Consider the following 19916-nt stretch of genomic DNA (forward strand, 5'->3'; position numbering starts at 1 on the left):
ATGCGACATAGATGATGACCATCATCCAGAAGTCAAGATGATGACAATCATCTAGATTGGAGTTTCTTGTGGGCACCAGCCAGGAACAAAAGACCCAGAGCCGGGCGGCGATCGTCGCGGCGGCGTCAAAGCTTTTCAGGGAGCGCGGCATCGAAGCGGTGAGTGTGGCCCAGATCATGGAGGCGGCGGGCCTGACGCATGGAGGGTTTCCCCGCCACTTCGCCAACAAGCAGGAGCTCGTCAACGCGGCTCTTGCGGCGGCGGCCGAGGAACAGCAGGCCAGCGGGGCGCAACCATTTGATTTTGAAACGTTTGCGCAGTCGTACCTGACGCCGCAGCATCGGGATCACCCCGATCGCGGTTGTGTCTTTGCAGCGCTCGGCGGCGAAATCTCGCGCGCCCCTCTCGAAACGAAGCAGGTGCTGGGTGAGAAGGTAAAGCAGCATATCCAGGCATTCGGCGATGACGCCGCCAACCGGGCCGACGCCATCGGGCGCTGGTCGACCCTCATAGGCGCCATGGTCCTGGCGCGCCTCGCCGAACCGGAAGAGCTGTCAGACGAAATCATGAACGCCGCGCGGAAGTTTGTGGGCCTCGACGGCTAGATCACTTCGCTTTTCGTCCAATGCACCCACAAACTCGATTGTCGCCCCGGCTTTAGGCCGGGGCCTGTCTCGAGCTCCCAGGATTGGTTCCCGCTGCGAGAAGGCCGGAGCAGCGGCCACGGTGGCCAAACGAAGAGTGTCCGCATAACAGCCAACGGCTAGACCACGATATTGATAGCTTCGCTCCGAACGAACCAACGACGTGCCGAAGCGCATGGAGGTCTCCTCCACCACCCAAAATCCAAATCTCTCCCCGCTCTCTTCCTCTCGCCGCTGCCCCTTGCGGCTGGCGCCTCCCGCGCTCGAACCAAAACTTATCCCCGCCCCCCGGGTCCCATGCCAATATTCACCCATTCCGCCAGTCACGCGGCCCCAACGCAGGGCCGGGCGGAATGGCCGGAGGAGAGGGGCGCCTTTCCGGCCGGGGATATGAATGCGGCAGCCACACCTGCAATCAGGGGTGACGCCTGAACCGGACCCGCTGGCAAAATCCGGAACCGTGACGGGCGGCCTTTGGCTCCCATTTATTAAACAGACCGAGCCAATGGCCGCCCGTTACCCGTGCGTCCGCGACGCCAAAAGGCCGGGCGGCACCTCGTGCTGCCCGGCCTTTTTGATTTATTCATCGATGCCTCGAGCGCAAGTCGGCCCAGGCTGAGTCGAAAATGTCGGCTTCCGAGAACCGGCGCGGAGCGTACATCAGTACGTGAGCACCGGAAGCGCAGGAAGCTGGCATTTGCAGGCCAGCCTCGGCCGACTTGCGCCGATCTAGTGGTTGTCGCGCGGCACGCCTTCTGTCTGGGCGATCCGCTGATACTTTTCGGCGGGCTTCAAAATCGCACCGTCGCCAAGCTGGCCGACGATACCGCGCTGGATTTCCTGCCACGGCGTCTGGTGCTTGGGGAACTTGTACCCACCAGCCGCTTCGAGCGCGGCGCGACGAGTCGCGATTTCCTCGGCCGAGATCAGGATATCGGCCTCGCCCTTGTTGAGGTCGATGCGCACCTGATCACCGGTCTTGAGAATGGCCAGATTGCCCCCCGCAGCCGCTTCCGGCGAGGCGTTGAGGATCGAAGGCGAACCCGACGTACCCGACTGGCGCCCGTCGCCGATGCAGGCGAGCGAGTGGATGCCCTTCTTGATCAGGTAGTCGGGCGGCCGCATGTTGACGACTTCCGCCGCACCGGGATAGCCGATCGGGCCCGCGCCGCGCATGAACAGCAGCGTGTTTTCGTCGATATCGAGCGAGGGGTCGTCGATGCGGTGGTGATAATCCTCAGGACCGTCGAAGACCACCGCCTTGCCCTCGAACATGCCCGGATGCGCCGGATTGTTGAGGTAGCGATCGCGGAATTCGGACGAGATCACTGATGTCTTCATGATGGCGCTGTCGAACAGGTTGCCGCGCAGCACGAGGAAGCCCGCTTCGGTCTTGAGCGGATTATCGAAGTGGCGGATGACCTTGTCGTCCTGAATCACCGTGTTGCGGCAGTTCTCGCCAATGGTCTTGCCGTTGACGGTCGGTGCGTTCTCGCGGATCAGGCCCTGCTTCATCAGTTCGTTGACCACCGCCGGCACGCCGCCGGCATGGTAGTAGTCCTCGCCGAGATATTCACCGGCCGGCTGCAGGTTCACCAGCAGTGGCACCTTGTGGCCATAGGTCTGGAAGTCCTGCAATTCGAGCTCAACGCCGATGTGCTTGGCAATCGCCTGGATGTGGATCGGCGCATTGGTCGAGCCACCGATCGCCGAATTGACGACGATAGTGTTGATGAAATTGTCTTTGGTCAGAATGTCCGAGGGTTTCAGATCCTCGTGCACCATGTCGACGATACGCTTGCCGGTGCGATAGGCCATTTCCTGGCGGTCGCGATAAGGCGCCGGAATAGCGGCCGAACCCGGCAGCTGCATGCCGAGCGACTCGGCCAGCGAGTTCATCGTCGTCGCCGTGCCCATGGTGTTGCAATAGCCGGTCGACGGCGCCGACGACGCAACCAGTTCGATGAACTGCGCATAGTCGATTTCGCCAGCCGCCATCATCTGACGCGCCTTCCAGACGATCGTACCGGAACCGGTCCGCTCGCCCTTGTGCCAGCCATTGAGCATCGGACCGACGGAGAGAGCGATGGCCGGAATGTTGACAGTCGCCGCGCCCATAAGCATGGCCGGTGTGGTCTTGTCGCAGCCAATGGTCAGCACCACGCCATCGAGCGGGTAGCCATAGAGCACTTCGACGAGGCCCAGATAGGCAAGGTTACGGTCAAGGCCCGCAGTCGGACGCTTGCCGGTTTCCTGGATCGGGTGAACCGGGAATTCGATGGCGATACCGCCCGCCTCACGAATGCCCTCACGCACGCGCTCGGCCAAGACGATATGATGACGGTTGCAGGGGCTCAGGTCCGAACCGGTCTGCGCAATGCCGATAATCGGCTTGCCCGATTGCAGCTCTTCGCGCGACACGCCGAAATTCATGTAGCGCTCAAGATAGAGCGCGGTCATGTCCGGATTGTCCGGGTTGTCGAACCAGGCCCGCGAGCGCAGTTTCTGCGGCGCGCCGGCGCCATTGTCAGTCGTCATCGTCAAAATCCTTTTCCGTCCGCCGGGGCGAACCGTGGGGCCTGCTTGACCCCGTTCTATCACGGCCAACGCCGCTGTGAACGGCCCTCAACGAAAAAATCATACAATTGATTGCGGAAGCGCAATAGACCCCACATGTGCCGGAACGCTCTGAAAATCTTACCAATCGAGGAGATTGGCGCCTCTTGCTCGCGTAGCCGGTGCAGCGGAACGCCCTGTTCAGAGCGCACGAAGCCCATTAGGGTCGCGCCGCATTCTGAAAGCGCCGTCGAGGAGAGTTTGGCTTGAGCGAATCTATTGCGTGGATTGCCGTCGATTGGGGCACATCCAATCTCAGGGGCTGGACGATCGATGGGCAGGGTAACGTCCTCGCCTCTCGCAGTTCGCCCAAGGGAATGGGCAAGCTCACCCGCGAGGAATTTCCTGCTGCGCTGGGCGAACTGCTGTCCGACATCGATCTCACCGGCCCTACGGACGTGGTGGTCTGCGGCATGGCCGGCGCCCGCCAGGGATGGCTTGAAGCACCCTATCTCGAAGCGCCGACTGACCTGCGCGGCCTCCTCAAGGGTGCCGTTCGCCCCGATAGCGGGTCGGACAAGCTGAAGGTCTCGATCCTGCCCGGCGTTTGCCAGAAGCAGGGTGCCGACAATGTCATGCGCGGCGAAGAAACCCAGCTTCTCGGGCTCGCCAGTACCCTGCCCGGTTATGCCGGTCTCGTCTGCATGCCCGGCACGCATTCGAAATGGGCGCTGCTCGATGGCACCCGGATCGAGCATTTCACCACTGCCATGACCGGCGAAATGTTCGAAATCCTGTCCACGCATTCGGTGCTGCGCCATTCGCTCGGCGGCGACCTCGATAGACCCGAACGCGCCGAAGGTTTCGCTGCCGGCGCCAAGGATGGTCTCGACCACCCGGCAGATCTCCTTGGTCAGCTTTTCCGCGTCCGCGCCAGCGCCCTTGTTTCGGGCCGCCAGCCCGCCTGGTGCGCTGGCTATCTCTCCGGCCTTCTTATCGGCACCGAAATCGCTGCCAACCGCCACCAGATCGGTAACGAACCGGTTCCGCTGATCGGTTCGCACGTGCTCTGTGCCCTCTATGGCCAGGTTCTGGAAATGGCCGGCGCTACCGGCCGCCCCGTCGATGCTACCGCTGTCGTGCTGGCAGGTCTCAAAGCCGCCCGCGACGCTGCCTAAGGAAAAAAACCATGTCCCATCGCCACATCATCGCGATCCTCCGCGGCATCACCAATGAAGAAGCCGTGCCGGTTTGCACGGCTCTCGTCGAGGCGGGTATCACGCTCATCGAAGTGCCGCTGAATTCGCCCAATGCGCTCGAAAGCATTTCGCTGGCGGCCAAGGCGCTGTCCGACCGGGCCGAGATTGGCGCCGGTACGGTGCTCACCGAAGAAAACGTGCGCGCCGTTGCTGCCGCCGGCGGCACCTTCATCGTCTCGCCTGACACCAATGAAGCCGTCATCGCCGAGACGGTGAAGCTCGGCCTAAAATCCTATCCGGGCGTGTTCTCGCCGAGCGATGCCTTCAAGGCGATCCGGACCGGCGCAACCGGGCTAAAATTCTTCCCGGCTGAAGTGCTGGGGTCGAAGGGCATCAAGGCCATGAAGGCGGTGCTCCCGCCTAATCTGCCCCTCTATGCAGTCGGCGGCGCCAATCCCGACAATTTCGACGAGTTCTTCGCCGTAGGCTGCGCCGGCTTCGGCCTCGGCACGTACATTTATAAGCCCGGTATGAGTGTCACTGAAGTTTCCGCGCGCGCTGCCACGGCCGTCGCAGCCTATGACAAGGGAGCCAAGGCATGAGCGATACGGCACGCCTTTTTATCGATAGCAAATGCGAATTGGGCGAAGGTCCATTCTGGCATGGCGAACGCCAGCAGCTCTTCTGGTTCGACATCAACGAGCAGTCGCTTTTCGCCGCCAATGCGGCAGGCGAAATCGAGGAAAGCTGGCTCTTCAACGAAACCGTGGCCGCTGCGGCGATCATCGACAGGGACAGGCTGGCAGTCGCCAGTGAGAACGGGCTGATCGAGTTCGATCTCCGCGTCGGCGGCATGAACCGTCTGCTCGACATCGAGCGCGACGTGCCGGCCAACCGCACCAATGACAGCCGCGTCCATCCGTCCGGCGCGTTCTGGATCGGCACGATGGTCAAGGAAGAAGGCCCCAAGGAAGGCTCGGTCTATCACTATCGCGCGGGCCAGTTGACCAAGATCATCGAGAATGTCGCCATTCCCAACGCGACCTGTTTTTCGCCCGATGGCCGCATTGCCTATTTCACCGACACGCCGACCAAGAAAATCCTCAAATGCGCCACCGATCCCGCGACTGGCCTACCGGCTGGCGAATGGGAACTGTTTGCTGATGTTTCAGACCACCGCGGCTATCCAGACGGCGCCGTCGTCGATAGCGAAGGCTATCTCTGGAATGCCCGTTGGGGCGGGAGCTGCGTGGTTCGTTTCGCGCCCGATGGCTCGATCGATCGCGTCGTGGAAGTCCCGGTCAGCCAGGTCACCTGCCCCGCTTTCGGCGGCAAGGACCTCAAGACGTTGTTCATCACCACCGCAGCCAAGACGCTGACCAAAGAGCAGCTTGCTGCCGAAAAAGTGGCTGGTGGCGTTTTTGCCATCGAGGTCGACGTTCCCGGCCTTCCCGAAACTCCCATAAAGCTCTGAGCCTCAGCCATGTCCATCAGTCCCACCCTCGGCGTTTGCTACTATCCCGAACACTGGCCCGAAGAGTGGTGGGACAAGGACGCGGCCCGCATGGCCGAAGTCGGCATCAAATATGTCCGCATCGGGGAATTCGCCTGGTCGCGGCTCGAACCCACGCCGGGCAATCTGCAGCTCGACTGGATGATCCGATCCATGGATGTGCTGGGCAAGCATGGCCTCAAGGTTATCGTCGGCACACCGACCGCCACGCCACCGCGCTGGATGGTCGACAAGCACCCCGACATGCTGGCCGTCGATGCTCGCGGCCAGCGCAAGGGCTTTGGCTCGCGCCGCCACTACGACTTTTCTCACCTGCCCTATCGCGACGAGTCGGCGCGCATCACGCAGATTCTTGCCGATGCCTTGAGCGATCATCCAGCGCTCGGCGGCTGGCAGACCGACAACGAATATGGCTGCCACGGCACGACCTATTCCTATTCGCCGGCCGCCCTCGAAGGTTTCCGCAAATGGCTCGCTATCCGTTACGGATCGATCGAGGCGCTGAACCAGGCCTGGGGCAATGTCTTCTGGTCGATGGAATACAATCGCTTCGATCAGATCGAGCTGCCGAACCTGCTGATCACTGACCCCAATCCGATCCACGATCTCGATTTCCGCCGCTATTCGTCCGATCAGGTCAGCGCCTTCAACAAGGTGCAGTACGATATTCTCAAGGCCAAACGGTCAGACCTGCCGGTCATCCATAATTTCATGAGCCGCTATACCGAGTTCGACCATTACGACCTGGCCGAAACGCTCGATGTCGCGAGCTGGGATTCCTACCCCATCGGCCACCTCGCCGTCAGCGACGAGACCGAGGAGATGAAGCGCCAGTACATGCGCCAGGGCGACCCGGACAATGCGGCCTTCCACCACGACCTCTATCGCACCGTCGGCCATGGTCGCTGGTGGGTCATGGAGCAGCAGCCCGGCCCGGTAAATTGGGCAAAATTCAATCCCGATCCGCTGCCAGGCATGGCCCGCCTCTGGGCCTGGGAAGCGTTCGCGCACGGTGCTGAGGTGGTCTCCTATTTCCGTTGGCGTCAGGCGCCGTTTGCGCAGGAGCAGATGCATGCAGGCCTCCTGCGGCCTGACAGCGAACCGGCTCCCGCCTATGGCGAAGCGAGCCAAGTGGCGCAGGAACTCAAGCTCACCGGTCTCGATGGCCCGGTGGGCAAGGCCCGCGTTGCGCTGGTCTTTGACTATGACAGCGAATGGGCCTGGGAGGTGCAGCCGCAATCTCAGGGTTTCAAGCACGGCGCCCATGTGCGCGATATCTACGCTGCCTTCCGCAAGCATGGCGTCGATATCGACATTCTCTCGCCCAAGGCCAGGAGCTTTGCCGGCTACGATATCGTCGCGATCCCGGCTCTATTCGCCTGGACCGACGAGCTGCGCGAGGCCGTGGCCAGCTTTGAAGGCCACCTTCTTATAGGTCCGCGCTCGGGATCGAAGACCAACAACTTCTCCATCCCAGCCCGCCTTGGCCCCGACCTGTCGCCCAACCTGCTCGATGCCCGCGTCACGCGGGTGGACAGCATTCCGGCCCATGTCTCGGTCACCGTAAAGGGGGGCGGCTCGACGCGTCTCTGGCGTGAAAAGGTTGAGACGCGCGGCGAAGTGGTGATGGAAGACAATGAGGGCGTGCCGGTGCTGATCTCGCAGGGCAAGCTGTTCTATCTCACCGCCAGCGGCGATCGGGCCTTGATGCAGCGCATCGCCGATTATCTGATTGCCGAGGCCGACCTGGCGATCCTCAGCCTGCCGGCCGGTGTTCGCGCCCGCAGCCGCGGCGGCTTCCGCATCTATGTAAACTATTCGGCCAGCACCGCCACGCTCAGCCCCGCAGCGGACGAGAGCGGCTATGTGATTGGCGAAATGGAAGTGCCGGCCGCGGGCGTTACCGTGGCAAAACTCGCCACGGCCGGTTGAGCGTTTCAATGGCCGGGCGGATCTCGAACCGCCCGGCCGCTGCATCCCAGCGAAGCCATTGCACGCCGCCACGGGCCAGGTCCCGCGCACTGATGATCTGGCCGGAAGCCCCGCATCCCTTGGGTGCTGAAATCCGGGCGATGACCAGGCTCTGACCGAAACAATCCTCGGCGAACGCAGCAGAGTTGCGGATCACGGCGATGCTGAATTTCTCCGTCTTCACGATACAACCAAGACTGTCGCAACGGGTCCCGGAATGGATCGGGGCGATCTCGGTCTGATAGTATTGGCTCCAGACATCGACGGCAAAACTGCCGGTGCGACCGGTGACGAGACCGAGGCCCGCCCCATCGCGGACGGCGACAGCTTGCGTCGTATCGGCAATCAACACATCGGGCCGGGGGGCAAAGCCCAGTAGCAATATGACGGGCAACAGGATCGCCGGAGCCAACAGGCGCCAGCGCCCTTCGATGAAGGCGAACCAGCCCAAAGCGGCAAGGCCCGCCAACAGCGTCCATCCCGCGAGAATGGGGTTTCCAGTGAGCGCCGTGCTCCAGCCTGCGACAAGTTCGGCGACATCCACCATGCGGTCGATATTCCAGCCCATCAGTTTTAGAAACGGACCATCCAGCCCAAAAGGCATGGCGAGAATGGCGAGCACGCCGAACCACATGATGAGACTGACGAAAGGCAGCGCCAGCACATTGCCGAGCACGCCGAGCGGTGCCGTCTGCTGAAAATGATAGGCCGAGAAAAGCAGCGTGGCGGCTCCGGCGACAAAGCTGGTCCATGCCGTTGCAGAGATGAAGCGTAACGCCCGCTCGACGCTTCCCCCGTTTCCCGGAGGTGAAAGGCGCGGCAGCTCGTAGATGCCGATGAGCGCCACGACCGCGGCGAAGGACAGCTGGAAACTGGCCCGGAAGACGCTGGCCGGATCAATGAGGATGATCACCAGGGCCGCGATGGCGACATTGCGCATGGTCAGAGCACGGCGCCCCGCGAGGACTGCGCCAAAAATGAGAGCGAGCATCAGGGTCGAGCGGAAGGCCGGTACATTGTCCATGCCACCGGCGAGAAGCAGATAGCCAAAGGCGGCAGACAGGCCGGCGATCGCAGCGATCTGCTTGTTGGGCCAGGTCAGCGCCATGGGCAGGCTCGCCAGAGCCAGACGCAAAAGCCAGAAGATACCGCCCGCAACGATGGACAGGTGGAGCCCTGAGATCGAATAGACATGGGCGAGACCGGAAGCTGCCATGACATCGCGGGTTTCATCGCTGATGGCGCTTTGGTCGCCCATCATCATGGCACGGCCAATCGCCGCGCTGGCCCCCTCCAGCGCCAGATCGATCCGCTCGCCGATGTGATTGCGCAGCGCCTGCACCCGGCGCGCGATATCACCGTCGTCTCCCGGCTGTATGAGTTCGACGGCGCCGATGGCGTTGCCATAGGCGCCGATGCCGGAGAAATAGGCATGGAACTGCCCATCAAAAGCGCTCGGCAGGATAGGCCCCGGCACGGGCGCCAACCGTATCCGCGCCTCGATCACGTCGCCGACCTCCACCTTCGGCTCCGGCGGCAGGAGGATACGCGCCCGCTGGATCGGTAGCGCCCGGGAATCATCGATCGGACGCATGGAAGAGACGATGGCGCGGATGCCATTTGCATCGGATGACAAGACCTCATCGACCCTTGCCTCATAGGTCCCGTAAGCAGGTACCGCCAGCATGACGGTGCCGAAGGCCAAACCATGCAGCGCGAGAAGACAAAAACCGAGCCATGCCGCGCTCAATTGGGTCGCCACGCGCAGGCCAGCAAGCGAATGCGACAGACCCGCCAGAACCAGACATCCGGTTACGCAAAGCGAACCGATCAAGTAGTGAAGTGCCTGCGGTTCCGCGGGAAGCAGCGCGTAGGCGACAAGGCCGAAGATGAGGCTGAAGGGCAAAAGTACGAAGAGGCGCCGTTGCTCAGCAGCTTCGGTTACGGTTTTTGAAAAGGACTGCCAGACAAGCGCGGGCCGGCCAGCCAGATGCCCGCGCCGCGGACGTGCAATGCCCGCTGCCGCCAATGCAATCTGTCCTCCGCGCGTCCCCTGCCCCTGCACCCTGCGCCCCTACCCTTGCGCTCAAGCCCGCCTATGCTACACACGGCCCGAAATTCCCTCAATTCGTTCCGGTTATCATGTCCCAGGTTGTTACTCGCTTTGCTCCTTCCCCTACCGGGTACCTGCATATCGGCGGCGCCCGTACGGCCCTGTTCAGTTGGGCCTATGCCCAGAACAAGGGCGGCAAGATGCTGCTGCGCATTGAAGATACGGACCGCGAACGTTCGACCGAGGCCGCTGTCGTCGCCCTGATCGATGGCCTCAAGTGGCTTGGCCTTAACTGGGAAGGCGAGCCAATCAGCCAGTTCGCCCGCGCCTCGCGCCACGCAGAGGTTGCCCATGAGCTCGTGAAGATGGGCCATGCCTATTATTGCTATTGCTCGCCCGAAGAGCTCGACCAGATGCGCGAAGAAGCCCGCGCTGCCGGCAAGCCGCCGCGCTACAACGGCTATTGGCGCGACCGCGATCAGGCCGAGGCACCGGCCGGCATTTCCCCGGTGATCCGCATCAAGGCGCCGCTGACCGGCGAAATCGTGGTCAACGATCACGTCCAGGGCAAGGTCGTGTTCAAGACCGAAAACCTCGACGATTTCATCATCCTGCGCTCTGACGGCACGCCGACCTATATGCACGCGGTGGTGGTCGACGACCATGACATGGGCGTCACCCACATCATCCGTGGCGACGACCATCTGACCAATGCCGCCCGCCAGATCATCATCTACAACGCTATGGGCTGGACCGTGCCGGAGATGGCACATATTCCGCTGATCCACGGCCCGGATGGCGCAAAACTCTCCAAGCGCCACGGAGCGCTGGGTGTCGAAGCCTATCGCCAGATGGGCTATCTGCCCGCCGCAGTGCGCAACTATCTCGCCCGCCTCGGCTGGAGCCATGGCGACGAGGAAATCTTCTCGACCGAGCAGATGGTGGAGTGGTTCAGCCTCGAAGCCCTCAACAAGGGCGCGGCGCGTTTCGACTTCGTCAAGCTTGAGAACATCAACGGCCACTATATCCGCGAGGCCGATCCGACCTATCTCTACAACGTCATGATCGAGACGGCCAAGGAAGTGGGCCGCGAAGAGGACGCCAAGGGCCTGATGGCGAACCACAACACGGTCCTCGCCGCGCTGCCCGAATTGCAGCCGCGCGCCAAGACGGTGCTGGAGCTGATTGACCTGGCGCAGTTCATCTACGCCCTGCGCCCCATCACCCCCGACGCTGCCGCCGCAGCCTTGCTGACGCCGGAAGCCAAGGTGGTTCTTGCCGGTATTGCCGAAACGTTAGGGGGCCTTGCCGATTGGTCAGTGCCGGCCATCGACGCCGCCATGCGCGAACTGGCCGAAGCCAAGGGTCTCAAGCTTGGAAAGCTGGCCCAGCCACTACGCGCGGCCCTTACGGGACGCACGGTTTCGCCCGGAATCTTCGAGGTCATGGTGCTTATCGGCCGTGAAGAATCGATGGCACGTTTAAGTGACCAAATTGCTTAAGCCACGGGCCGGCAGAGGGTAACGTCTACTTACCTATCGGTTGCTTCGGCGGGGCAAAAACTGATACCTCTGCGGTCATCAATCGGCACCGCTGGAGGTGCTGCCCCGCTTCACCTCCCTTCCCTCGGAGCGTGGGCAAAACGAGGAGAGCTCAATGACCGAAAAAGTCGCCAAACTCATCGTCGGAGACCAGACCGTCGAATTTCCAATCCTGAGCGGAACGGTGGGTCCGGATGTCGTCGACATTCGTTCGCTCTACGCCAAGACGGGCCTGTTCACCTACGATCCGGGCTTCACCTCGACGGCTGCCTGCGACAGCGCCATCACCTATATCGATGGTGACAAGGGCGAACTGCTCTATCGAGGCTACCCGATCGAACAGCTTGCCGAGAGTTCCAACTATCTCGAAGTCTGCTACCTGCTGCTCTACGGCGAATTGCCGTCTGCCGCGCAGTTCAAGGAATTCGAACAACTCGTGACGAACCACACCATGGTTCACGAGCAGATGCACTATTTCTACCGTGGCTTCCGCCGCGACGCGCACCCGATGGCGGTGATGACCGGCGTCGTCGGCGCCATGGCAGCGTTCTACCATGACTCCACCGATATCAACGATCCGCAGCAGCGCGAGATCGCTTCGATCCGCATGATCGCCAAGATCCCGACGCTTGCGGCGATGGCCTACAAGTACTCGATCGGCCAGCCTTTCGTGTATCCGCGCAACGATCTCGATTACGCCTCGAACTTCCTCCACATGTGCTTCTCGGTGCCGGCGGAAGAATACAAGGTGAACCCGGAAATCGCCCGTGCGATGGACCTGATCTTCACCCTCCATGCCGACCACGAGCAGAACGCGTCCACCTCGACCGTTCGCCTTTCCGGCTCGTCCGACGCCAACCCCTTCGCCTGCATCGCTGCGGGCGTCGCCTGCCTCTGGGGTCCCGCTCATGGCGGCGCCAACGAAGCCGCGCTCAACATGTTGCGCGAAATCGGTACGGTCGATCGTATCCCGGAATATATCGCCCGCGCCAAGGACAAGAACGATCCGTTCCGCCTGATGGGCTTTGGTCACCGCGTTTACAAGAACTACGATCCGCGCGCCAAGGTCATGCAGCAGACCGCGAACCGCGTTCTCGACCTCCTCGACGTCTCGAACAACCCGACCCTTCAGGTTGCAAAGGAACTCGAACGGATCGCGCTTTCGGACCCGTACTTCGTCGACCGCAAGCTTTATCCAAACGTCGATTTCTATTCAGGCGTCATTCTCGATGCCATTGGCTTCCCGACCTCGATGTTCACCGTACTATTCGCTGTCGCCCGCACCGTTGGCTGGATCAGCCAGTGGAAGGAAATGATCGGGGACCCGCAAAAGAAGATCGGCCGCCCGCGCCAGCTCTATAATGGCTCGGTGGCGCGCGACTATTCCGAGATCGGCGCTCGCTGATCCCGTCGCTGAAATGAAAATGACCCCGCCTCGGCGGGGTCATTGCTTTTTGGGGCCATGGAGGCGGTTTAGGGAGCGTCGCGCCAGTGATGCAGCACCCGCTCCGCCGCTTTCACGCGTGGGTCTTCATCGGTGCCGTTTTCCATCAACTGCCGGATCCGTGCAAAGCCCTCGAGCTGGATTGGGCCGGCAGCATCATCGAGATGGCTGCGAACGGCGGCCACCAATATGTCGGCATCAGGCTCAAGCTGCAGAATTTCGGGCACCAGCGGCTTATCCAGCAGAATATTGGGCAGCGAGGCGTATTTGACCTTGTACCTCACCCACAAGCGCGCCTGACCCTTGTCGGCGACATAGGTGGTCACCATGGGCACCCCGGCGAGCGCCAGTTCGAGCGTTACCGTCCCGGTGGCGGCGACGGCAACGACAGCGCTCGCCATGGCCGCAGCCTTGCGCTCTTCGCCGGTGACGACATCGATTTTGGCCGGCCAGTCAGCGACGCGCTCTTTCACCGAGGCTTCGAGCCGGCGGGGCGTGGGCAATACGAAACCGCTGACCCGGGGATGAGAAGCAAGATTTTCAACGACCGCTCGCATCATTGGCAGGTGGCGCCGCAATTCACCGTCCCGGCTACCGGGCAAAAGCAGCATCGGTCCGCGCTCCGGAATGGCGGAGCGGAACGACAGGGCGTCGGTGGCGGGATGGCCGATATAGTGGGTCTCTGGCCCATTGGCGCCGCGCATGAACGCTGGCTCGAAAGGCAGAACGGCCATCACTTCGCGGAAGTGCGGCTTCAGGTGTTGCGCCCGCTCCGGTTTCCAGGCCCAGACCGCCGGCGCCACGCATAACAGCACCGGAATACCCGGAGCAGCCTTATAGACCTGCTTGGCGACGATGGAGGAGAAGACCTGTGCATCGACGAGGACCACCACGTCGGGCCGCGTACGGATGATGGTTTTGGCTACCTGCCGGGCACGCCATAAAAGCTTGGGAAGTCGCGGAAGCACATCGGCCCAGCCCATGACCGACAGCTCGTTCATGTCGAAGAGCGATTTGATGCCAACGGCAGCGAGCGCGTCGCCACCGACGCCGCTGACCGTCACGGCTACCCGTTCGCGCAGCCTGCTCACCAGATCAGCGCCGATTCGATCTCCCGAAGCCTCGCCGGCCAGAACGAAAAGACGCAGTTCGGACGACACTTATTCTTCTTCCGAGCCAGCGCGCGGCAGGCAAATGGGCCGGTCCTTGGCGGAGGTGATGAATGACACCACGTCCTGCACCAGGCTTGCATCCTTGAACATCACGGCTGCGTCGTCGACGCGCTCGCGCAAGGTGCCTTCGCTTGAAAAGATCATGCGATAGGCAGCACGAAGCGTATGGATGGATTCGCGCTCGAAGCCCGAACGCTTTAGGCCGACGAGATTGAGACCGGCAAGGCGTGCCCGGTTGCCGAGAGCCATACCATAGGGAATGACATCGGCATCGATCATGCTCTGCGCACCGATAAAGGCATGCGAGCCAATGCGCACGAACTGATGCACAGCGCACATGCCGCCAAAGCGAACATAGTCGCCAATCACGGCATGGCCGGCTACGCCAACATAGTTCGCCAGAACGACATTGTTGCCGACGTGAGCGTCATGCGCGACATGGCTGCAAGCCATCAGCAGGCAGTCATTGCCGATCTTGGTCAACATGCCGCCGCCTTCGGTACCCGGATTGATGGTTACCGATTCGCGGATCGTGCAGCGCTCGCCAATCTCGAGGCGTGACGCCTCGCCGTGGAATTTCAAATCCTGAGGCTGGTGGCCGACGGACGCAAAGGGGAAAATCCTGGTGCCGGCGCCGACGGTGGTGTGGCCTTCGACGACAACGTGGGAGATCAACTCCACATTGTCGTGGAGGACCACATGCTCGCCCACGATGCAGTAAGGACCAACCTTCACACCGGCCCCGAGCCGGGCACCGCTGGCGACAACAGCTGTCGGATGAACGAGGATTCCGCTCACTCGGTCGCCTCGACAATCATGGCAGTGAGCTCGGCTTCGGCGATCACAGCGCCGTTCACCTTGGCTTCTGCCTTGTAGCGGCCCACTGTGCGGCGCCGATGCAGCTTGGAGATGTGGTATTCGATCGTGTCGCCAGGGCCTGCCGGCTTGCGGAACCGCGCATTGTCGATGCCGAGCAACATGACGATGCTCTTGCTGGCGTTCTCGGTCGCATCGTACTTGATGACGATGGCACCCGCCGTCTGCGCCATGCCCTCAAGGATCAGCACGCCGGGGAAGATCGGATTGTTCGGGAAATGACCCTGAAAAATCGGCTCATTGAAGGTAACATTCTTGATACCGACTGCCGACTCGTCGCCGTTGATATCAACGATACGGTCAATCATCAGCATGGGATACCGATGCGGCAGAGCCGCGAGGATATCCATGATGCTCATTGCGTCGAGTTCGGTCGCTGCGCTCACCGTTTCCGTCATCCCCGCTTGTCCCCCTTGGCCAATTTCCGCAATGTGGCGAGTTCCCGCCAAAAATCCTTAAGCTCCTGTGCCGGCGCACCGCCAAGTTTGGAGCCGGCCGGCCAGTCCTTGGTCACTGCGGCGCGGCCGAAAATAGTCGTCCCTGCGCCGATACGCAAATGGCCGGAGGTACCCACGCCGCCGCCCATCAGGACGCTGTCTTCCACAATCGTAGAGCCGGAGAGACCGCTCTGAGCCGCGATCAGACAATTGCGGCCAATGCGGCAATTGTGCCCAATCTGTACCTGATTATCGACCTTCGTGCCTTCACCGATAACGGTGTCGCCGAGAGCACCGCGATCTACGGTGCTGTTTGCGCCGATCTCGACGCGATCCTGGATAATGACGCGGCCCAATTGAGGAATCTTGCGATTGGTCTGGCCATGATCGAGCCATCCGAAGCCCTCAGTGCCGATCCGGACACCGGAGTGGAGGACGACGTCATTGCCCAGATGCGCACAATCCACAGTGCAATTTGCAGCAATGATACTGTTGCGACCGATGGTTACGCCGGGGCCGATAACCGTATTGGCCCCGATGATCGTGCCGCGCCCGATTTCGACGCCATTGCCGATAACGACGTTCGAACCAATGGTAACGTCACGTTCGAATATTGGCGCCCCGAGGTCTTCCCGGCCACCCGCAATGGCGGACCTGGTGCTATCCGGATAAAGGCGGTCCAGAATTTCGGTGAATAGATTGTGTGCCCGCGGCGCGACTATGGCCACGGCGCCCGCCGGGACGCTGTCCCGCAATGACGGATGCACAATTACAAAGCCCGCTGCCGTTCGGCGCAATTCATCGACATATGAAATATGCGCGGCAAGAGCGAGATCGCCGGAACCGGCGAGTTCGAGCTCGGAAACGCCACCGATGATGCGGTCAGCCCCTGCAAGCCCTGCGGCCAGGTCGGCATGTCCGAGTTCGGTCAGCAGCGCGCCAACAGCAATCGGTCCGGCAAAGCGGTGAAATCGAGTATCGACCATGAGATCACTTCAAAAGAAAAGCCGCGGAGCTACCGCCCCGCGGCTGATGACTTCTTTCACGTTGCCCGTATTAGAGCAAGGTCTGAAGCGTGATCTGGAAGACCTGAGTGCGGTCCGCCGTCGATTTGTTGAGCACGTGCGAGACGTCGCCGCGCAGAGGGCCGAACGGCGAGTCCCAGATAAGGGACGCACCGATGGAGGTCCGCAACGGCGTATCCTGGCTTGCAGGATCGAGCGCGCTCGTGCCGGTACCAGGCAGGCCATCAATCCAGGCAGCATCGGCCCAGAGAGCACCGCTGAGACCATAGCTTTCCGGAAGAGCCGGGATCGGGAACTCGATCTCGGCCGACACGGCTGCGTACATGGTGGCGCCCAGGAATTCGCCATTCTGCAGACGCGGACCCACGCCGCGACCTTCGAAACCACGAATAATGGTAGCGCCCGGCATGAAGGCTTCGACAGCGTGCACAGAGCCGCCATCGAGGCTGTTGACCACGCCGGCCTGACCACGAACACTGGCAACGATACCGCTATCGTCAAGCACCGGCATGAAATAACGGCCGCGCGCTTCGGTCTTCAGCAGATTGTGGTCCCAGCCGATATACTGCTGGGTGAAGGTTGCGTAGAGACCCTCAGTCGGCGACTTGAGATCGTCGAGGCCGTTCCAGGCCAAGGTGTAGCCGATAAAGGCCTTGTTGAATTCCTGACCGTCATTGACCAGAGCCGACTTGTACTGCGGATTATCTTTCACATCCGAGATAGTCTTGCGCTCATAACCGCCGAAGAACGAGGCATTGAGTGCACTGGTGATCGGCACGCCGAAGCGGAGCTGGCCGCCCGTCGACTGCGAACCGTAGAAGCTCGACGTCGTTTCGTCCGAAATACGGTGATAGGCATCAACGCCGGCCGACACCTTGAGCCCCATGAAACGCGGCTCGGTGAAGGAGAAGTCGAAGGTACGGCCCGACTGCGACGCGCCGATGGCGGCGCGCAGGTACTGGCCACGACCAAGGAAGTTGCGCTCGGTCAGCGAGACTTCACCCAGGATACCATCGCTGGTCGAATAGCCGGCGCTGGCGCCGTATTCACCCGTCGAGGTTTCGGTCACGTTGATGTTGAGGACAACCTTGTCCGGCGAGGAACCGGGGGCCGTCGTCACTTCGACGTTGGAGAAGAAGCCAAGATCCTGGATGGCCTGACGGCCACGGACAACCATGGAGCGGTTGAACGGATCGCCTTCACCAAAGGCCAGTTCGCGACGAACCACGAAGTCGCGGGTCTTGGTATTGCCGGTGATGTTGATGCGCTCGACATAGATGCGCGCGCCTTCATCGACCAGATAGGTCACGTTGAAGGTGCCCGTAGCGACATCGCGATCGAGGCGAGCACGAACGTCTGCGAAGGAATAACCCTGAGTCGTGGCCTCGTAAGCCATGTTCTCGATGGTCTTCTGCAGGTTCGAAACGGAGTACTGGGCGCCCTTGCCGGTCTGGACGGTCGAGCGCAGCACATCGGTATTGAGACCATTGATGCTGGTTTCGATACCAACATTACCAAACTGGTAGCGCTGGCCTTCGTTGACCGTGAAATTGACGAAGTACGCGTTGCGCGCAGCATCATACTCGGCAACCGAGGTCACCTGCGCATCGGGATAACCGCGGTTCGCATAGTAGAGGCGCAGACGCTCACGATCGACCGCCAGCTTCCGCTCGTCATAGGTATCGTCGCGGAGGAGCCAGCTCAGGAGGCCAGTCTCCTTGGTCAGCATGGCACCCTTGAGGTTGCCGCCGCTGATCGCGTTATTGCCGGTGAAGTTGATCGCTGCGATGCCCGCACGCTCACCTTCATTGACCTGGAAAACCACGCGGACACGGCCATCGGCGGTCGGCTCGGTGCGCGACGTAACCGTCACGCCAAGGAAGCCGTCGCGATCATAGGCCTGACGGATGCTTTCAACGTCAGAAGCAACGCGCTGATTTGTGTAGATGCCGGAGGCAGAGACATCGACCATCGCCAACAGCTGAGCATCGGAGAAGCGCCGGTTACCCTCGAACAGAACCGAGCCAACCAACTGCTCCTGAGCCTGCGCAGCGACGACGCCCAGCACGGGGATCCCGGCACCGACCATTGGGCTCGCACCCATAATCGCGATCACCGAGACAGCGCCACGCAACAGCTTGGGGTTAATCATATTGTTATTGCCTTCTGCGACCTGCCCGGAGAATCGTCATACGCCGCTCCCCCAAGCTAACTCCATTGGAGTGTTTTACTGTTTTTTTAACCACGGACAAGCGGTAAGCCCGGACGCAGTTAGCAATTCATTGGCACGCGTGTATTCGTGCAACACCTTGCGAACCAAGGTTAACCAAGGTTTAGCGCAAGATGCCAAAATGGTCGAAAACCGTGTCGTTGAACAGGGTAAAAACCATCAGCCCCAGCACCAGCGCAAAGCCGAAGCGAAATCCGATCTCCTGAACACGCATGCTCAGGGGTCGTCCGCGAACGGCTTCGATCAGATAGTACATGAGATGGCCGCCGTCGAGCATGGGAACGGGTAAAAGATTGAATATCCCAATGTTCAGAGACAGAAGCGCCATCAGGTTTATGAGCGCGATGACGCCCAGCGTCGCCACTTCCCCCGAAACCTTGGCAACTTTCACCGGCCCGCTCAGCTGTTGAACATCCCCTTTGCCGACGAAAAAATCGCCCAGGAACGCGCCAGTGCGCTGCACGATGAAGCGGATTTCCTCCACCGTCATGCCTATGGCCTCGACCGGACCCGGCCTATAGAGCTCGACATCGGCCTCTTCGATATCGCGGCTCACGCCGATCCGACCGATGCGCTGGTCATTGCCGAAGCGATCCTGAATCACCACGGGTTCCGGCACCAGGCTGAGGGTCTGATTCCCCGCATTGCGTTCGATTTCGATTACGACTTCGCGGGCAGGACTGGTCGCCACGTAGCGCTGAAAGTCCTCAAAGCCGCGCACCACATAGCCGTCCACCGACAGAACTTTGTCGCCAGGCTCGAAGCCGGCCGCCTCTGCAACCGATCCGGCAATGACCTCGCCGATGACGGCGGGAACGGTCTGGCGCCCGTAGCCGAGCAGCAGCGCATATAGAATCAGGAACGTCAAAAGCACGTTGGCGATCGGGCCGGCCGCGACGATGGCAATGCGCTGCCAGACGGATTTATGGACGAATAGCCGGGGCGCCAGTTCCGGATCACGAAGTTCCGGCGCATCGGGGTCAGGAATGCTCGATGCGTTCATATCCCCAGCGAAGCGGACATAACCCCCGAGGGGAATCGCCGAAATCTTCCAGCGCGTGCCGTGGCGGTCGTTCCAGCCAATGAGTTCGCGGCCAAAGCCGACGGAAAAGGCCTGAATGGCGACCCCGTTCCAACGGGCAACAAGATAGTGTCCCATCTCGTGGACAAAGACGATGACCGTCAGTACCGCCAGAAACGGAACGGCGTAGGACAGGAGCCAGTACACAAAATCAAACATCGTCATTCCGGGAGT

General features: G+C 61.3%; 15 protein-coding genes. 7 read left to right on the top strand and 8 right to left on the bottom strand.

Annotated elements, in window-relative coordinates; all coding sequences use genetic code 11:
- Positions 1 to 68: 68 nt before the first annotated feature.
- Positions 69 to 605 (top strand): TetR/AcrR family transcriptional regulator, encoded by a 537-nt coding sequence (locus ASD83_RS03340; protein ID WP_056307923.1) that lies wholly within the window; start codon positions 69 to 71, stop codon positions 603 to 605.
- A gap of 768 nt (positions 606 to 1373) precedes the next feature.
- Here ASD83_RS03340 and ASD83_RS03345 read toward each other — a convergent pair.
- Positions 1374 to 3182, bottom strand: coding sequence for an IlvD/Edd family dehydratase (locus tag ASD83_RS03345; protein WP_056307925.1), 1809 nt, complete (start codon positions 3180 to 3182; stop codon positions 1374 to 1376).
- Positions 3183 to 3466: 284 nt separating this feature from the next.
- Between ASD83_RS03345 and ASD83_RS03350 the strand changes: the two genes are divergently transcribed.
- The 4 genes from ASD83_RS03350 to ASD83_RS03365 are packed head-to-tail and all read left to right on the top strand — an operon-like array spanning position 3467 to position 7844.
- On the top strand, positions 3467 to 4378 hold the full coding sequence (locus ASD83_RS03350) for a 2-dehydro-3-deoxygalactonokinase (RefSeq protein WP_056307927.1): 912 nt from the start codon (positions 3467 to 3469) through the stop codon (positions 4376 to 4378).
- An 11-nt stretch (positions 4379 to 4389) separates the two neighbouring features.
- On the top strand, positions 4390 to 5001 hold the full coding sequence (locus ASD83_RS03355; RefSeq protein WP_056307931.1) for a 2-dehydro-3-deoxy-6-phosphogalactonate aldolase: 612 nt from the start codon (positions 4390 to 4392) through the stop codon (positions 4999 to 5001).
- A complete protein-coding gene (locus tag ASD83_RS03360; protein ID WP_056307933.1) occupies positions 4998 to 5873 on the top strand; it encodes an SMP-30/gluconolactonase/LRE family protein in 876 nt (291 codons plus the stop codon). Before ASD83_RS03355 ends, ASD83_RS03360 begins: the two co-directional genes overlap by 4 nt.
- Before the next feature lie 9 nt (positions 5874 to 5882).
- Positions 5883 to 7844, top strand: a complete 1962-nt coding sequence (locus ASD83_RS03365; RefSeq protein ID WP_056307935.1) for a beta-galactosidase — start codon at positions 5883 to 5885, stop codon at positions 7842 to 7844.
- Here the strand turns inward: ASD83_RS03365 and ASD83_RS03370 are convergent.
- Positions 7813 to 9912, bottom strand: a complete 2100-nt coding sequence (locus ASD83_RS03370; protein WP_056307937.1) for a ComEC/Rec2 family competence protein — start codon at positions 9910 to 9912, stop codon at positions 7813 to 7815. The two genes, ASD83_RS03365 and ASD83_RS03370, sit on opposite strands and share 32 nt — an antisense overlap.
- A 110-nt stretch (positions 9913 to 10022) precedes the next feature.
- Here ASD83_RS03370 and gltX point away from each other — a divergent pair, with 110 nt between their 5' ends.
- Both gltX and gltA read left to right on the top strand, forming a co-directional pair.
- Entirely contained in the window at positions 10023 to 11438 is a 1416-nt protein-coding gene (gene gltX / locus ASD83_RS03375; RefSeq protein ID WP_156385866.1) for a glutamate--tRNA ligase, read from the top strand.
- Between the two features lie 154 nt (positions 11439 to 11592).
- Positions 11593 to 12882 (top strand): citrate synthase, encoded by a 1290-nt coding sequence (gltA, locus tag ASD83_RS03380; protein ID WP_056307941.1) that lies wholly within the window; start codon positions 11593 to 11595, stop codon positions 12880 to 12882.
- Between the two features lie 68 nt (positions 12883 to 12950).
- Here gltA and ASD83_RS03385 read toward each other — a convergent pair whose 3' ends face one another.
- The 6 genes from ASD83_RS03385 to rseP all read right to left on the bottom strand — a co-directional run bounded on the left by ASD83_RS03385 (position 12951) and on the right by rseP (position 19901).
- Complete coding sequence (locus ASD83_RS03385) at positions 12951 to 14081, bottom strand: lipid-A-disaccharide synthase (RefSeq protein WP_056307942.1); 1131 nt, start codon at positions 14079 to 14081, stop codon at positions 12951 to 12953.
- Positions 14082 to 14891, bottom strand: a complete 810-nt coding sequence (lpxA, locus tag ASD83_RS03390; protein WP_082560931.1) for an acyl-ACP--UDP-N-acetylglucosamine O-acyltransferase — start codon at positions 14889 to 14891, stop codon at positions 14082 to 14084. It lies immediately after the preceding gene.
- Positions 14888 to 15367, bottom strand: a complete 480-nt coding sequence (gene fabZ, locus ASD83_RS03395) for a 3-hydroxyacyl-ACP dehydratase FabZ (protein WP_056307944.1) — start codon at positions 15365 to 15367, stop codon at positions 14888 to 14890. The genes lpxA and fabZ overlap by 4 nt, the downstream gene beginning before the upstream one ends.
- Positions 15364 to 16392 carry a UDP-3-O-(3-hydroxymyristoyl)glucosamine N-acyltransferase gene (gene lpxD / locus ASD83_RS03400; RefSeq protein WP_056307946.1) on the bottom strand — a complete coding sequence of 343 codons (1029 nt, stop codon included), beginning with the start codon at positions 16390 to 16392 and terminating at the stop codon, positions 15364 to 15366. The genes fabZ and lpxD overlap by 4 nt, the downstream gene beginning before the upstream one ends.
- Before the next feature lie 70 nt (positions 16393 to 16462).
- The gene (gene bamA / locus ASD83_RS03405; RefSeq protein WP_056307949.1) at positions 16463 to 18583 is read right to left on the bottom strand and encodes an outer membrane protein assembly factor BamA; all 2121 of its coding nucleotides are present in this window, start codon (positions 18581 to 18583) and stop codon (positions 16463 to 16465) included.
- Positions 18584 to 18764: 181 nt separating this feature from the next.
- Positions 18765 to 19901 (bottom strand): RIP metalloprotease RseP, encoded by a 1137-nt coding sequence (gene rseP, locus ASD83_RS03410; RefSeq protein ID WP_244489087.1) that lies wholly within the window; start codon positions 19899 to 19901, stop codon positions 18765 to 18767.
- Between the last annotated feature and the right edge of the window lie 15 nt (positions 19902 to 19916).

Source organism: Devosia sp. Root685 (genome assembly GCF_001427875.1).
In the GTDB taxonomy this organism is placed as follows: Bacteria; Pseudomonadota; Alphaproteobacteria; order Rhizobiales; family Devosiaceae; genus Devosia.

Excerpts from the sequence above, each read along its gene's own strand:
- ASD83_RS03345 (WP_056307925.1), bottom strand. The coding sequence starts at position 3,182 with ATGACGACTGACAATGGCGCCGGCGCGCCGCAGAAACTGCGCTCGCGG.
- ASD83_RS03355 (WP_056307931.1), top strand. The coding sequence starts at position 4,390 with ATGTCCCATCGCCACATCATCGCGATCCTCCGCGGCATCACCAATGAA.
- ASD83_RS03360 (WP_056307933.1), top strand. The coding sequence starts at position 4,998 with ATGAGCGATACGGCACGCCTTTTTATCGATAGCAAATGCGAATTGGGC.
- ASD83_RS03365 (WP_056307935.1), top strand. The coding sequence starts at position 5,883 with ATGTCCATCAGTCCCACCCTCGGCGTTTGCTACTATCCCGAACACTGG.
- gltA (WP_056307941.1), top strand. The coding sequence starts at position 11,593 with ATGACCGAAAAAGTCGCCAAACTCATCGTCGGAGACCAGACCGTCGAA.
- fabZ (WP_056307944.1), bottom strand. The coding sequence starts at position 15,367 with ATGACGGAAACGGTGAGCGCAGCGACCGAACTCGACGCAATGAGCATC.
- lpxD (WP_056307946.1), bottom strand. The coding sequence starts at position 16,392 with ATGGTCGATACTCGATTTCACCGCTTTGCCGGACCGATTGCTGTTGGC.
- bamA (WP_056307949.1), bottom strand. The coding sequence starts at position 18,583 with ATGATTAACCCCAAGCTGTTGCGTGGCGCTGTCTCGGTGATCGCGATT.
- rseP (WP_244489087.1), bottom strand. The coding sequence starts at position 19,901 with ATGTTTGATTTTGTGTACTGGCTCCTGTCCTACGCCGTTCCGTTTCTG.